The organism is Streptomyces crystallinus (genome assembly GCF_039521265.1).
GTDB lineage: Bacteria > Actinomycetota > Actinomycetes > Streptomycetales > Streptomycetaceae > Streptomyces > Streptomyces crystallinus.
On record NZ_BAAACA010000030.1, the window covers coordinates 37,080 to 51,284 of the forward strand.

Annotated in this window: 11 protein-coding genes; 8 read left to right on the plus strand and 3 right to left on the minus strand. The window is 71.9% G+C overall.

Annotated features, from left to right (window positions below; all coding sequences use genetic code 11):
• Positions 1-59: 59 nt before the first annotated feature.
• From ABD236_RS22285 to ABD236_RS22305, 5 genes are all read left to right on the plus strand, one after another.
• Entirely contained in the window at positions 60-980 is a 921-nt protein-coding gene (locus ABD236_RS22285; RefSeq protein WP_344075936.1) for a phosphatase PAP2 family protein, read from the plus strand.
• Positions 981-1,092: 112 nt separating this feature from the next.
• Positions 1,093-4,083: a bifunctional [glutamine synthetase] adenylyltransferase/[glutamine synthetase]-adenylyl-L-tyrosine phosphorylase gene (locus tag ABD236_RS22290; protein WP_344075938.1), complete on the plus strand. Its 2,991-nt coding sequence runs from the start codon at positions 1,093-1,095 to the stop codon at positions 4,081-4,083.
• Positions 4,084-4,463: 380 nt separating this feature from the next.
• On the plus strand, positions 4,464-5,351 hold the full coding sequence (locus tag ABD236_RS22295) for an alkaline phosphatase family protein (RefSeq protein ID WP_344075940.1): 888 nt from the start codon (positions 4,464-4,466) through the stop codon (positions 5,349-5,351).
• Position 5,352: 1 nt separating this feature from the next.
• The gene (locus tag ABD236_RS22300) at positions 5,353-6,624 is read left to right on the plus strand and encodes an MFS transporter (RefSeq protein WP_344075942.1); all 1,272 of its coding nucleotides are present in this window, start codon (positions 5,353-5,355) and stop codon (positions 6,622-6,624) included.
• Entirely contained in the window at positions 6,621-7,643 is a 1,023-nt protein-coding gene (locus ABD236_RS22305; RefSeq protein ID WP_344075944.1) for a TolB family protein, read from the plus strand. Before ABD236_RS22300 ends, ABD236_RS22305 begins: the two co-directional genes overlap by 4 nt.
• A gap of 11 nt (positions 7,644-7,654) precedes the next feature.
• Here the strand turns inward: ABD236_RS22305 and ABD236_RS22310 are convergent, their stop codons facing one another.
• From ABD236_RS22310 to ABD236_RS22320, 3 genes are all read right to left on the minus strand, one after another.
• Positions 7,655-8,014 (minus strand): 5-carboxymethyl-2-hydroxymuconate Delta-isomerase, encoded by a 360-nt coding sequence (locus ABD236_RS22310; protein ID WP_344075946.1) that lies wholly within the window; start codon positions 8,012-8,014, stop codon positions 7,655-7,657.
• Positions 8,015-8,104: 90 nt separating this feature from the next.
• Complete coding sequence (locus ABD236_RS22315) at positions 8,105-8,449, minus strand: VOC family protein (protein WP_344075948.1); 345 nt, start codon at positions 8,447-8,449, stop codon at positions 8,105-8,107.
• 122 nt (positions 8,450-8,571) lie between these two features.
• Positions 8,572-9,933, minus strand: a complete 1,362-nt coding sequence (locus ABD236_RS22320) for a glutamine synthetase family protein (protein ID WP_344075950.1) — start codon at positions 9,931-9,933, stop codon at positions 8,572-8,574.
• Positions 9,934-10,585: 652 nt separating this feature from the next.
• Between ABD236_RS22320 and ABD236_RS22325 the strand changes: the two genes are divergently transcribed.
• From ABD236_RS22325 to ABD236_RS22335, 3 genes are all read left to right on the plus strand, one after another.
• Positions 10,586-11,245, plus strand: a complete 660-nt coding sequence (locus ABD236_RS22325) for a thioredoxin-like domain-containing protein (RefSeq protein ID WP_344075952.1) — start codon at positions 10,586-10,588, stop codon at positions 11,243-11,245.
• Positions 11,242-11,874 (plus strand): DUF305 domain-containing protein, encoded by a 633-nt coding sequence (locus ABD236_RS22330; protein ID WP_344075955.1) that lies wholly within the window; start codon positions 11,242-11,244, stop codon positions 11,872-11,874. The genes ABD236_RS22325 and ABD236_RS22330 overlap by 4 nt, the downstream gene beginning before the upstream one ends.
• 254 nt (positions 11,875-12,128) lie before the next feature.
• Positions 12,129-14,036, plus strand: a complete 1,908-nt coding sequence (locus ABD236_RS22335; protein WP_344075957.1) for a S53 family peptidase — start codon at positions 12,129-12,131, stop codon at positions 14,034-14,036.
• Positions 14,037-14,205 lie beyond the last annotated feature (169 nt).

Genomic DNA, 14,205 nt, shown 5'->3' on the forward strand with positions numbered 1-14,205 from the left:
CCGAACCCGACCGGAGGACGATCTGCGGGGCGGGGGTGCATCTGGCAGACTCTCTCGCTATGGGTGAAATGACCGTGAAGACTCTGGAAGGTACGGCGGACACCCCGTCGGCCGCCGCGTCGGCTGCGCCCACACCCGTCTCCGGGGAACACGACACCGAAGCGCCGACGCCGCCGGTCCCGGCACCACCCGCCACCTGGCTCCAGCGGCTGCGCACCCCGCGCCGCCCCCGACTCTGGTTCGAAATCCTGCTGATCGCGGTGAGTTACTGGACGTACTCACTGATCCGCAACGCCGTCCCGGAACAGAAGTCGCAGGCGCTCGACAACGCCGACTGGATCTGGTCGGTCGAGCAGCACCTGGGCATCGCGGTGGAGCGGTCCGTCAACCACGGCGTCAACTCGGTGACATGGCTGATCACCGGCATGAACTACTACTACGCCACGCTCCACTTCGTGGTGACGATCGGCGTCCTGGTGTGGCTCTTCCGCAGCCACCCCGGCCGCTACGCCGCCTCCCGGCTGATCCTCTTCGCCACCACCGGCGTGGCCCTGGTGGGCTACTACTTCTACCCGCTGGCACCGCCCCGGCTGATGAACGGCGGCGGCTTCATCGACACCGTGCTGGTCCACCAGACCTGGGGCTCGATGGCCTCGGGCGACCTGAAGAACATGTCCAACCAGTACGCGGCGATGCCGTCCATGCACATCGGCTGGTCGCTGTGGTGCGGTCTGACGGTCTTCGCGCTCGCCAAGGCGCCCTGGGCGCGAATCCTCGGTCTGCTCTACCCGGTGGCGACCCTGCTCGTCATCGTCTCGACCGCCAACCACTTCTGGCTGGACGCGGTGGGCGGCATCCTGTGCCTGGCCTTCGGCTTCCTCCTCTCGTACGCCTGGTACGGGAAGCTGCCGCACCGGCTGTCCCAGCGGGTCGAGGACGCGCCCCGCGGCCGGGTGGTGACCGGGGCCTCACGCGCCTGAGGCCGCGGCCGCAAGCGCTCGACCGCGGACCGCCACCGGCCGCTCCCGCCCTTCCCGGCGCCCCCTCGGGGGCGCGCGGCGGATAGGCTCGGCCTTGACATTGGGAGGCGGTATGACGGCGGCGCCCGGGCGCAGGAGCAGCACCTTCACACGGCTGCTGCGGTTCGGCTTCACCGACCCGTCGGCGGCCGAGCGCCTGCTCGACGTCCCGGAGCTCGCCTCCGTACGCACCGATCCGGTGCTCCTGGACGCGCTGGGCGCGACCGCCGACCCCGATCTGGCGCTCGCCGGTCTGGTACGGATCGTGGAGGCGCAGGACAGCGGCGAGCGGCGGGCGCTGCTCGACACCCTGATCACCGCCAAACCGCTGCGGGACCGCCTCCTCGGGGTGCTGGGGGCCTCCGAGGCGCTCGGCGACCATCTGGCCCGCCACCCGCGCGACTGGCACGCGCTGGTCACCTACGAGGCCGTGGACCTGCACCCGGGGGTCGCCGAGTTCGAGCGGGGCCTGGCTTCGGCCCAGGACCCGGTGGCGCTGCGGATCGCCTACCGCAGATGCCTGCTGGCCATAGCGGCCCGTGACGTGTGCGGGACGACCGATGTGGCCGAGACGGCCGCCGAGCTCGCGGACCTGGCCACCGCCACCCTGCGGGCGGCGCTCGCCATCGCCCGTACCGCGGCCCCCGAGGACGCCGCGATATGCCGGCTCGCGGTGATCGCGATGGGCAAGTGCGGCGGCCATGAGCTGAACTACGTCTCCGACGTCGACGTGATCTTCGTCGGGGAGCCCGCGGAAGGCGCCGACGAGCGCAAGGCGCTCCAGGCCGCCACCCGGCTCGCCTCGCATCTGATGCGGATCTGCTCGGAGACCACCGTCGAGGGCACCATCTGGCCGGTGGACGCCAATCTGCGCCCCGAGGGCCGCAACGGCCCGCTGGTGCGCACGCTCTCCTCGCACCTCGCCTACTACCAGCGCTGGGCCAAGACCTGGGAGTTCCAGGCGCTCCTCAAGGCGCGCGCGGTGGCCGGGGACCCGGAGCTGGGCGCCGCCTACATCGAGGCCGTCTCGCCGCTGGTGTGGCAGGCGGCCGAGCGCGACAACTTCGTCGCCGACGTGCAGAAGATGCGCCGCCGGGTCGTCGACAACATCCCGGCCGCCCAGGTGGAGCGCGAACTCAAGCTGGGGCCCGGCGGGCTGCGGGACGTGGAGTTCGCCGTGCAGCTGCTCCAGCTGGTGCACGGGCGCGGCGACGCCACCCTGCACAGCGGCACCACCCTGGACGCGCTCGGCGCGCTGGCGGCGGGCGGCTATGTGGGGCGCGCGGACGCCGCCCAGCTCGACGAGGCGTACCGCTTCCTGCGCGCGATGGAGCACCGCATCCAGCTCTACCGGCTGCGCCGCACCCACCTCGTCCCCGAGGACGAGGCCGACCTGCGGCGCCTGGGCCGCTCGCTGGGCCTGCGCACCGAACCGGTCAGCACGCTCAACCGGGAGTGGAAGAAGCACGCCTCCGTGGTGCGGCGGCTGCACGAGAAGCTCTTCTACCGGCCGCTGCTGGACGCGGTCGCCCAGCTCTCCCCCGGCGAGACCCGGCTCAGCCCGCGCGCGGCCGGACAGCGTCTGGAGGCGCTGGGCTACGCGGACCCGGCCGCGGCCCTGAGACATCTGGAGGCGCTCTCCTCGGGCGTGACCCGCAAGGCCGCCATCCAGCGCACCCTGCTGCCGGTGCTGCTCGGCTGGTTCGCCGACTCCGCCGACCCGGACGCGGGCCTGCTGGGTTTCCGCAAGGTCTCCGACGCGCTCGGCAGGACGCCCTGGTATCTGCGGCTGCTGCGCGACGAGGGCGCGGCGGCGGAGAACCTCGCCCGGGTGCTCTCGGCCGGGCGCCTCGCCCCCGACCTGCTGCTGCGCGCCCCGGAGGCGGTGGCGATCCTCGGCGACCCGGAAGGCCTCGGGGCCCGCCGGCGCGAGCCGCTGGAGCAGGAGGTGCTGGCCGCGGTGGGCCGCGCGGAGAGCGCCGAGGGCGCGGTCGCGGCGGCCCGAGGGGTACGGCGCCGGGAGCTGTTCCGCACCGCGGCGGCCGATCTGATCGGGTCGTACGGTACGGAGGACAGCCCGGCCGAGGAGGACCCCGGGGCGCTCGTCGACCGGGTCGGCAACGCCGTGACGGACCTCAACGCGGCGACGCTCGCGGGCGCGCTGCGGGCGGCGGTGCGGGCGGAGTGGGGCGACTCGTTGCCCACCCGGTTCGCGGTCATCGGCATGGGCCGCTTCGGCGGGCACGAGCTGAGCTACGGCTCCGACGCGGATGTGCTCTTCGTGCACGAGCCGCGCGAGTTCGTCGACGAGCAGGAGGCCACCCGGACCGCCAACCGGGTCGTCGCCGAGATGCGCCGGCTGCTCCAACTCCCCACCGCCGACCCGCCGTTGCTGATAGACGCGGATCTGCGACCGGAGGGCAAGAGCGGGCCGATGGTGCGCACGCTGGCCTCGTACGCCGCGTACTACCGCCGCTGGTCCCTGGTGTGGGAGAGCCAGGCGCTGCTGCGCGCCGAGCCGATGGCGGGCGACCCGGACCTGGGGCGGCGGTTCATCGAGCTGATCGACCCGCTGCGGTACCCGGCCGAGGGGCTCGGGGAGGACGCGGTGCGGGAGATCCGGCGGCTCAAGGCGCGGATGGAGTCGGAGCGGATGCCGCGCGGCGCCGACCCCACGCTCCACACCAAGCTGGGGCGCGGCGGCCTCTCGGACGTCGAGTGGACGGTCCAGCTGCTCCAGATGCGCCACGCCTGGGCCGAGCCGGGTCTGCGGACCACCCGCACCCGGCAGGCACTCTGCGCCGCCCACGCGGCGGGCCTGGTCAGCACGGAGGACGCGGTGACGCTGGACGACGCGTGGGTGCTGGCCACGCGGGTGCGGAACGGGGTGATGCTGGTGCGGGGGCGGGCGGGTGACACGTTCCCGTCGGACGGACGCGAGCTGGCGGCGGTGGGGCGCTACCTGGGCTATGAGCCCGGCCATGTCGGGGACATGCTGGACGACTACCGTCGGGTTACGCGGCGGGCCCGCGGGGTGGTGGAACGCCTGTTCTACGGGGCGTAGCAGTTCGTCTGCGGGTGTGTGGGTGGCTGGTCGCGCAGTTCCCCGCGCCCCTAAACCCTCGTTCGTCCGCGGGCCGCGGCCTCCTCTCGCGCAGTTCCCCGCGCCCCTAAACCCGCTTTCGTCTGCAGGCCGTGGCCTCTTCTCGCGCAGTTCCCCGCGCCCCTAAAGGCCCGTGGCTGAGCCGAGATCCCCGGCTACGGGGCACCCCCTAGGGGCGCGGGGAACTGCGCGAGCAACCACCCACACACCCGCAGACGAAGGCCGGGCGCACCCCAACCGTTCCCACTACCTTCACCCGCGCGGATCTTCCCGTATTCACACACCCGCCCTAACCTCTCGGTGCACCGCCCCCCACCATCCCCCTCACCGGAGGTACCGCCGTGTCCGGCTGGTCCATACCCCGCCGCACCCGCACCGCCCTCTTCACCGCCCTCGGTCTCGCCGCCGGCTCCGCCGGCCTGTGGGCCGGGCTCGGTGGGACGTCCGCCGCGTCGACGACCGCGGCGCTGCCCACCCCGGACCACACCGTGGTCGTGGTCTTCGAGAACCACGCGTACGACCAGGTCATCGGCAGCTCCAGCGCCCCGTACATCAACTCCCTGAAGAGCGGCGGCGCCAACCTCACGCAGTCGTTCGCCGAGACCCACCCGAGCCAGCCGAACTACTACGCGATGTTCTCCGGCTCCACCCAGGGCATCACGGGCGACAGCTGCGTCAAGGTCGGCTTCTCCTCGGCGCCGAACCTCGCGTCCGAGGTCATCGCCAAGGGCAGGACCTGGGCGAGCTACAACGAGTCGCTGCCCAGCCAGGGCTCGACCACGTGCAGCAGCGGCAAGTACGCGCAGAAGCACAACCCGTGGTTCGGCTTCAGCAACGTGCCGACGTCCAGCGCGAAGACCTTCGCGCAGTTCCCGACGGACTTCACCACGCTGCCCACCGTCTCGTACGTCGTGCCGAACCTGTGCAGCGACATGCACGACTGCTCGGTGTCGACCGGTGACACCTGGCTGAAGAACAACCTGAAGGCGTACGCGGACTGGGCCAAGACCCACAACAGCCTGCTCGTCGTCACCTTCGACGAGGACAACCGGCTCGCGGGCAACAAGATCGCGACGGTGTTCTACGGCCAGTCGGTGATCCCCGGCTCGACCTCCTCGACCACGTACAACCACTACAACGTGCTCCGCACGATCGAGGACATGTACGGCACCACGCACGCCGGCCAGGCCGCCAACGCCTCGGACATCACGGGCATCTGGGCCTCCTGACGTGTACGTAGCAGACAGCCGCGGCACTCCCGCGGCCCCCGCCGCCCGGCTCACCCCCGGGCGGCGGTCCGCCCTGGCCCCGACCGTGCTGGCCCTCGGCACGGTCAGCCTGATCACCGACGTCTCCTCGGAGATGGTCACCGCCGTCCTGCCGCTCTACCTGGTCACGGGCCTGGGCCTGTCGCCGCTCGGCTTCGGCCTGCTCGACGGGGTCTACAACGGCTTCAGCGCGCTCGTCCGCCTGGTCGGCGGGCATCTGGCCGACCGGGGCGGACGCCACAAGGCCGTCGCGGTCCTCGGCTACGGACTGTCCGCGGTGTGCAAACCCCTGCTTCTGGTGGCGGGTTCGCTGCCGGTGATCGGCGCGGTGCTGGCGGCCGACCGTACGGGCAAGGGGCTGCGCACGGCGCCGCGCGACGCGATGATCTCGCTGGCCTCGGCGCCCGAGGCGCGTGGGCGGGCGTTCGGCGTGCACCGCGCGATGGACACGGCGGGCGCGCTGCTCGGGCCGCTGGTAGCGTTCCTGATCCTGCGTCAGGCCGTCGACGGGTACGACGCGGTGTTCACGGTGAGCTTCTGCGTGGCCGCGGTCGGCGTCCTGGTCCTGGTGCTGTTCGTGCCCGCCCGCGCCACCACCGCCGAGCGGGCGCCCGGCGCCCCGCGCGCCTCGCTGAAGGCCGCGCTCGCCCTGCTCGGCGAGCGGGAGGTGCGCCGACTGGCGCTCTGCGCCCTGCTGTTGGGCCTGGCCACCGTCAGCGACTCCTTCGTCTATCTGCTGCTCCAGCGGCGCCTCGACGTGCCCGACCGCTGGTTCGCGCTGCTGCCGCTGGGGACCGCCGCCGCGTTCCTGCTGCTCGCCGTCCCGCTGGGCCGGCTCGCCGACCGGGTGGGCCGCTGGCAGGTCTTCCTCGGCGGCCACGCGGCCCTGCTGTGCGCCTACGCCCTGCTGCTGCCGGGCTGGCGCGGCGACGCGCTGCCGTATGTCGTCCTCGCCCTGCACGGGCTGTTCTACGCGGCGACCGACGGGGTCCTGATGGCCGCGGCGGCGGGCGCCGTCCCGGCCGAACTGCGCTCCAGCGGGCTGGCGTTGATCCAGACCGGCCAGGCCTCGGCCCGCTTCGTCTGCTCGCTCGCCTTCGGCGCGGCCTGGACCGCCTGGGGCGACCGCACGGCGCTGGGCACGGCGGCCGTCGCGCTCGCGCTCTGCGCGGCCGGCGCCGTACTGCTGCGCCCGGCGGAGCGGGCCCGCACCGAAAGGGGGACACCCGCATGACCCTGCGCACCAAGCTGATCGTCCTGGCCACGGCCCTGGTCGTGCTCGCGGGGGTGGCCACCGCGTCCGTGCTGCACGCGGTGGGCCGCGAGGACCGCAAGAACCAGGTGCAGGCGGGCGGCCCGCCGGTCCGGGGCGGCCAGGTCTCCCTCGCCCCGGACTCCGGCCGCCGGATCGTCTTCCGCAACATGGCGTGGGGCCCGCACCGCGACGAGCTCGCCACGGTCCCGGCCGCCGACCCGGCGGGGCCGCGCACCGCCTCCGGGGTCAAGTGCCTGCGCTTCTACGCCGCCGCCGGCACCGGGGTGTGCCTCCAGGCCGAGCGGGGCGCGGTGCGGGACGGCTACCGGGCGGTGATCCTGGACGCGGGGCTCAAGGAGAAGGCCCACTACAGCCTGCCGGGCATCCCGACCCGGGCGCGGGTCTCCCCGTCCGGCCGGCTGGCCGCCTGGACGGTCTTCGTGGGCGGCGACTCGTACGCGGGCACCGACTTCTCCACCCGCACCGCGATCCTCGACACCCGCACCGGCAGGCTGACCAGGACGCTGGAGGACTTCGCGATCGAGCGCGACGGGCACCCGTACCACGCCTCGGACGTGAACTTCTGGGGCGTCACCTTCGCCGACGACGAGCACTTCTACGCGACGATGGCGACGGCCAGGAAGACCTATCTGGTCCGCGGCGACCTCACCGCCCGCAAGGTGACCACCCTGCGCACCAACCTGGAGTGCCCGTCCCTCTCCCCCGACGGCACCCGCCTCGCCTTCAAGAAGCGCGTGCCCGGCCTCCCGGCGGACGACCCCTGGCGCCTGTACGTCCTGGACCTCGCCACCATGCGCGAGACACCGCTGGCCGAGCCCCGCGGCGTGGACGACCAGCTGGTGTGGCAGGACGACCGCACGGTGGCGTACTCCCTGCCGGGCGACTACGGGGCCGACCTCTACACCCTCCCGGCCGACGGCACGGGCAGCCCCCACCGCCTGCTGACGGCGGGGCTGGCTCCGGCGTACCTGGACTGACCGGCCGCGGGTCAGTCCTTGTGGAAGCGGTAGGACTCCCGCTCCATCTCGCGGACCTCGACCATGAGGTGCAGCCTGCGGCCCTCGGGGGCCTTGGCGTGCTGGAGAGCGATGTCGCGGACCGTCTCGGACAGCTTCTCGCGGGCCTCGGGGGTGCGGCCGGTGAGGATGGAGAGCTGGACGAAGACGGCGTCGATACCGTCGTCGCCCTCGCCGAAGTACGACTCCTCTATCCGCCGGAAGCGGGTCTTGAAGGCCACGCTGGGGGCGTCGACGATCGCGGGCGCGGCGGCGTGCACCTCGCGGGCGAAGGCCTGGCGGTCGAAGGTCTCGGTGAGTCGTTCCGAGTACTCGACATGGACGAACGGCATGCTCAATCCTCTGGTCGCACGGCAGAACCGGCTGGCTCTCAGCAGCCGCAACCGGTCGCCGCCGGGCGGTATTCCCGCCCGGCGCGCCCGTCAGGAGGGCTGGACCAGGCCGATCACATTGCCGTCGGCGTCCTTGACCGAGGCGGTCCGCCGTCCGCCGCCGACGTCCTGGACGCCCTGGAGCGCCTCGGCGCCCGCGTCCACCAGGGCCTTCACGGTCTTCTCGATGTCGTCGACGTGCCAGTACGGCACCGGTCCTGTCATCCCCTTGCCGTGGCCGTTGGGGTCGAGGCCGACCTCCTGGCCGCCCGCGTTGAACTGCGCGTAGTACGGCTCGTCCATCACCGGCTCGGCGCCGAGCAGCGCGCCGAACACGGCCTTCGCCGCGGCGATGTCCTTGACGGGGTAGATGATCGTCTTCAGGCCTTGGGTCATGGGGGCGTGCTCCTCGAAGTGCGTGGCGCGGGACGGCTTCCGGCCGCCCCTGCCATGACACACCCCGCCGGGCGAACCCGCCCGCCGGGACCACCCGAATGCCGGACCCGGCCGCCCCGCCCTCAGAGAACCGGCAGGTTCTTCCGCAGCTCGAACGCGGTCACCTCGGAGCGGTACTCCTCCCACTCCTGCTTCTTGTTGCGCAGGAAGAAGTCGAAGACATGCTCGCCCAGGGTCTCCGCGACCAGTTCGCTGCGCTCCATCAGGGAGATCGCCTCGCCCAGGTTCTGCGGCAGCGGCTCGATGCCCATCGCGCGGCGCTCGGAGTCCGAGAGCGCCCAGACGTCGTCGTCGGCGCCCGCCGGGAGCTCATAGCCCTCCTCGATGCCCTTGAGGCCGGCGGCGAGGAGCAGGGAGTACGCCAGGTACGGATTGCAGCCGGAGTCCAGGGAGCGGACCTCGACGCGGGCCGAGCCCGTCTTGCCGGGCTTGTACATCGGCACGCGGATGAGCGCGGAGCGGTTGTTGTGGCCCCAGCAGATGTACGAGGGGGCCTCGCCGCCCGCGCCCGCCGTGCGCTCCGAGCCGCCCCAGATGCGCTTGTAGGAGTTGACCCACTGGTTGGTGACGGCCGAGATCTCGGCGGCGTGCTTGAGCAGGCCCGCGATGAAGGAGCGGCCGACCTTGGAGAGCTGGTACTCGGCGCCCGACTCGTAGAAGGCGTTGCGGTCGCCCTCGAAGAGCGAGAGGTGGGTGTGCATACCGGAGCCGGGGAACTCCGAGAAGGGCTTGGGCATGAAGGTCGCCTGGACGCCCTGCTCCAGCGCCACCTGCTTCATGACCAGGCGGAACGTCATGATGTTGTCGGCCGTCGAGAGGGCGTCCGCGTAGCGCAGGTCGATCTCCTGCTGGCCGGGCGCGCCCTCGTGGTGGCTGAACTCGACCGAGATGCCCATCGACTCCAGCATGGTGATCGCCTGGCGGCGGAAGTCCATGCCGACGTTCTGCGGGGTGTGGTCGAAGTAGCCGGAGTTGTCGGCGGGCACCGGGCGGGTGCCGTCCAGCGGCTTGTCCTTCAGCAGGAAGAACTCGATCTCGGGGTGGGTGTAGAAGGTGAAGCCCAGGTCCGAGGTCTTGGCGAGGATGCGCTTGAGGACGAAGCGCGGGTCCGCGAAGGACGGGGAGCCGTCGGGCATCAGGATGTCGCAGAACATCCGCGCGGTGCCCGGGGCCTCGGCGCGCCACGGCAGGATCTGGAACGTGCCCGGGTCCGGCTTGGCGATCATGTCGGACTCGTACACCCGGGCGAAGCCCTCGATGGCGGACCCGTCGAAGCCGATGCCCTCGTCGAAGGCCTGCTCCAGCTCGGCAGGAGCCACCGCGACCGACTTCAGGAAGCCGAGCACATCGGTGAACCACAAACGCACAAACCGGATGTCACGCTCTTCGAGGGTGCGGAGCACGAACTCCTGCTGCTTGTCCATAAGCCACATCCTTGCAGTTCAGACGGTCTGTGCACCACCGCCCGGGCGTGAGGGGGAACCATCAGTATCAGGGCCGGGGATTACCGACACATTACGCACCCCATATGAGCTGTTGCACGTCGCCTCTCCACCCTCGCACCGGTTCCGGCCGGGTGGCCGGATCTTGGCCGACCCCGCCCTGCCGCGTGCGCCGCTCCCTCGCCTAGCATCTGCGCCTATGGGGGGAGTGCGACGCCTTCGCATCACACGTCCCATGGCGCTGGTGAGCGCCATGGCGACGCTCCTCGCCGCGCTCTTCCTCTGTCTCACCGCGGGTGGCGGGGCAAGCGCGGACCCCGTCGTTCCACGGGTCCACCACGGGGTGGCGATGAGTGGTGCGGCGCAGTACAGCTGTCCGTACGACCGGGGGGACTGCGGGCTGTTCCCGCACGCGGATCCCGCGGTGCTCACCGCGCCCCCGCTCGACTCCCCCGCGCCGGGGGGTGCGCATGCGGCCTGGGCCGCGGCGGCTCCGCCCCTGGGGGCGCCCGTTCGGGGCGGGGCTGCGCCCCGGGCCCCTGATCTCCATGTCCTTCAGGTACTGCGGACATAGTCCGGCTGGTCCCCAGAACCTCCCCCGACTTCCCCACCCCCCAAAGGACTTGAGACCACCATGGCCACCAAGGAAACCAAGAGCTCGCGGCAGGCGCGGATAGCCGAGATGCGGCGGGCCGAGCAGGCCCGTGAGCGGCGCAACAAGATCATCGCCGTCACCGCGTCCGTGGTGATCGTCGCCGGACTCGTCGGCACCGGCGCGTACCTGCTGAACAAGGAGTCCGACGACAAGGACAAGCAGCAGGCCCAGAAGGCCGCCGACGCGAAGGCGACCATCGCCGGCGAGAAGGACTGGGACCCGAAGAAGCTCACCCGCAACCACGTCGAGAAGACGGTCTCGTACCCGATGAAGCCGCCGGTCGGCGGGGACCACAGCCCGGTGTGGATGAACTGCGGCGGCGAGGTCTACAAGAAGCCGGTCCCCGACATGAACGCGGTGCACTCGCTGGAGCACGGCTCGGTGTGGGTGACGTACACCGACAAGGCCCCGGCCGCCGATGTGCAGAAGCTCTCCGACAAGGTCTCCAAGACGCCGTACTCGCTGATGAGCCCCTACCCGGGCCAGTCCGGGTCGATCATGCTCAGCGCCTGGGGCAAGCAGGTCACCGTGACCAGCGCGGACGACCCCCGGGTCAACCAGTTCTTTGCCAAGTACGTGCAGGGCGCGCAGACGCCGGAGCCGGGCGCGGCGTGCACGGGCGGGCTGGACCAGAAGTGAACCGCACCTACTGGGCCTCGCTCGCGGCGGTCGTGGCGGCCCTGGTGTTCGCGACGGTGGCCACGGTCGCCAGCGCGACCGGCGGGGACGACAAGCCCGCCGCGCACACCCCGGCGGCGGCCTCGGCGGACGCCGGGTTCGCCCGGGACATGGCCGTGCACCACCAGCAGGCGGTGGAGATGTCGTTCATCGTGCGCGACCGCACGAAGGACGAGGAGGTCCGCCGGCTCGCGTACGACATCGCCAACACCCAGGCCAACCAGCGGGGCATGCTGCTCGGCTGGCTCGATCTGTGGGGGCTGCCCAAGTCGGAGCCGGAGCGGCTGCCGATGGCGTGGATGGGCATGGGCAGCGAGCCCGGCGCGGACGGCGCGCTGATGCCCGGCATGGCGACCAACACCGAGCTCGACGAGCTGCGCAAGGCCGACGGCAAGCAGGCGGAGGTCCGCTACCTCACGCTGATGACCGAGCACCACAAGGGCGGTATCCACATGGCCCAGGGCTGCGCCCAGCGGTGTACGACCGAGGTGGAGCGCAGCCTGGCGCAGGGCATGGTCGACTCCCAGCAGTCGGAGATCGACCTGATGGCCGGGATGCTGAAGGCGCGGGGGGCCACCCCGCGTACGTAACGCGTCCGGCCCCCGCTGCGCCGTACGCCGGACGCAAAGCGCCCGAGTCGGCATTTGCGCCACCAAAAGGACCCAAGTCCCGCCACCTCGGCGGGACTTGGGTTTCTCTTGGGGTTCGCATGTCCCCGGCATGAACCGTTCCTCACCAGAGTGACGCTGTGCATGTGCAGATCAAGTGCACATGCCTCCCAGGTGAAGAGCCTCATGCAGGGGGTCAAATGAGAACCAGCCGCACCAGGCGGCGTGCCGTGAGCATGGCAGCGACACTGCCTCTGCTCGCCGGCGCGCTCGCTCTCGGCATACCGTCCGCCCACGCGGCGGACCCCGTGCCGTCCGGGCGGGCCGCCCTCACGGGCACCAAGCCCGCGTGGGCCACCGGCGCCGCCGACCAGGGCGCCACGGCGAACAGCAACAAGGTCGAGGCGCGCGTCTACCTCGCGGGCCGCGACGCCAAGGGCCTCGCCGCGTACGCCGCGGCCGTGTCGGACCCGAGCTCCGCCTCGTACGGGAAGTTCCTGAGCCCGGCGCAGACGCAGCGGCGCTTCGGGGCGACCGAGGCGCAGATCGCGGCGGTCACCGGCTGGCTGAAGTCGGCCGGGCTGACCGTCACGGGCAGCAACCAGCACTATGTCTCGGTCTCCGGCGACGTCGCCGCGGCCGAGAAGGCGTTCGCCACCGAGCTGCACAACTACCGCAAGGGCGGGCGCACCTACCGCGCCCCGGTGAAGACCGCCTCCGCGCCGGGCGCGCTGGCCGACGCGGTGCTCACCGTGACGGGTCTGGACAACGCCCCGCACAAGGCGACGCACCACGACACGCTGCCCGGCCCCGGCCCCGCCTTCAAGAACTCCGGGCCGTTCTCGACGTACTACGGCTCGAACATCGCCACCACGCTGCCGGACGCGTACGGCACCAAGGTCCCGTACGCGGTCAAGGGGTACACCGGCAAGCAGCTGCGGGCGGCGTACGGCGCGGGCGGCTACACCGGCAAGGGCGTGACCGTCGCGATCACCGACGCGTACGCCTCGCCGACCATGGCGAAGGACGCCCAGCGGTACGCGCTGCGCAACGGCGACAAGCCGTACAAGCACGGCCAGTACAGCGAGGTGAAGCCCGCCGACTACAACAGCACCGAGGCGTGCGACGCGGCCGGGTGGTACGGCGAGGAGTCGCTGGACGTCGAGGCCGTGCACGCCGTCGCGCCGGACGCGGACATCGTCTACGTGGCGGGCGCGTCCTGCAACGACCCGGACCTGCTCGACGCGCTCAACAAGATCGTCGACAACCGGCTGGCCGACATCGTCTCCAACTCCTGGGGCGACATCGAGGCCAACGAGACGCCGGACGTGGCGGCCGCCTACGACCAGACGTTCAAGCTGGGCGCGGTGGAGGGCGTCGGCTTCTACTTCTCCTCCGGCGACGACGGCGACGAGGTCGCCAACACCGGCAAGAAGCAGGTCGACACCCCGGCCAACTCGGCGTGGGTGACGGCGGTCGGCGGTACGTCGCTGGCGGTCGGCAAGGGCGACACGTACCAGTTCGAGACGGGCTGGGGCACGCTGAAGGCGTCGCTCGCGGCGGACGGCAAGAGCTGGACGGGCTTCCCCGGCGCGTACACCTCCGGTGCGGGCGGCGGTACCAGCTCCACGGTGAAGCAGCCGTTCTACCAGCGCGGTGTGGTGCCGGACTCGCTCGCCAAGGCGAACGGCTCCGCCCGGATGCGCACGGTTCCGGACATCGCGGCGGTCGCGGACCCCAACACCGGGTTCCTGGTCGGCCAGACGCAGACGTTCCCCGACGGCTCGGTCACGTACGACGAGTACCGCATCGGCGGTACGTCGCTGGCGGCGCCGGTGATCGCGGGCGTGCAGGCGCTGGCGCAGCAGGCGCGGCACTTCCCGATCGGGTTCGCGAACCCGTCGATCTACGCGCGCTACGGGTCTCCGCTGTACCACGACGTCACGGACCACCCGCTGGGTGCGCGTGGGCTCGCGGTGGCGCGGGTGGACTTCGTGAACGGGGTCGACGCGGCGGGAGGCCTCGCGACGTCGGTGCGCACGCTGGGTGCGGACAGTTCGCTGCACGCGGTGCGCGGCTATGACGACGTGACGGGCGTCGGGACGCCGTCCCGGGGGTACGTGGCGTCGTACGGCCGCCGCTAGCGCTTGTGCCCGGGGTTCGTCTGCGGGTCGGCTGTGGCTGGTCGCGCAGTTCCCCGCGCCCCTTTGGGGGGCGCCTGCCCCGGGATCGGAAGGGTTCCGAGGCAGGCGTGCGTGTTCGTCCGCGGACCGTGGATGGCTGATCGCGCAGTTCCCCGCGCCCCCAACTGCC

What these genes read in the sequence shown, in the direction of transcription:
- ABD236_RS22285 (WP_344075936.1), top strand. Translation starts at nt 60, where the DNA reads ATGGGTGAAATGACCGTGAAGACTCTGGAAGGTACGGCGGACACCCCG.
- ABD236_RS22290 (WP_344075938.1), top strand. Translation starts at nt 1,093, where the DNA reads ATGACGGCGGCGCCCGGGCGCAGGAGCAGCACCTTCACACGGCTGCTG.
- ABD236_RS22305 (WP_344075944.1), top strand. Translation starts at nt 6,621, where the DNA reads ATGACCCTGCGCACCAAGCTGATCGTCCTGGCCACGGCCCTGGTCGTG.
- ABD236_RS22310 (WP_344075946.1), bottom strand. Translation starts at nt 8,014, where the DNA reads ATGCCGTTCGTCCATGTCGAGTACTCGGAACGACTCACCGAGACCTTC.
- ABD236_RS22315 (WP_344075948.1), bottom strand. Translation starts at nt 8,449, where the DNA reads ATGACCCAAGGCCTGAAGACGATCATCTACCCCGTCAAGGACATCGCC.
- ABD236_RS22320 (WP_344075950.1), bottom strand. Translation starts at nt 9,933, where the DNA reads ATGGACAAGCAGCAGGAGTTCGTGCTCCGCACCCTCGAAGAGCGTGAC.
- ABD236_RS22325 (WP_344075952.1), top strand. Translation starts at nt 10,586, where the DNA reads ATGGCCACCAAGGAAACCAAGAGCTCGCGGCAGGCGCGGATAGCCGAG.
- ABD236_RS22335 (WP_344075957.1), top strand. Translation starts at nt 12,129, where the DNA reads ATGGCAGCGACACTGCCTCTGCTCGCCGGCGCGCTCGCTCTCGGCATA.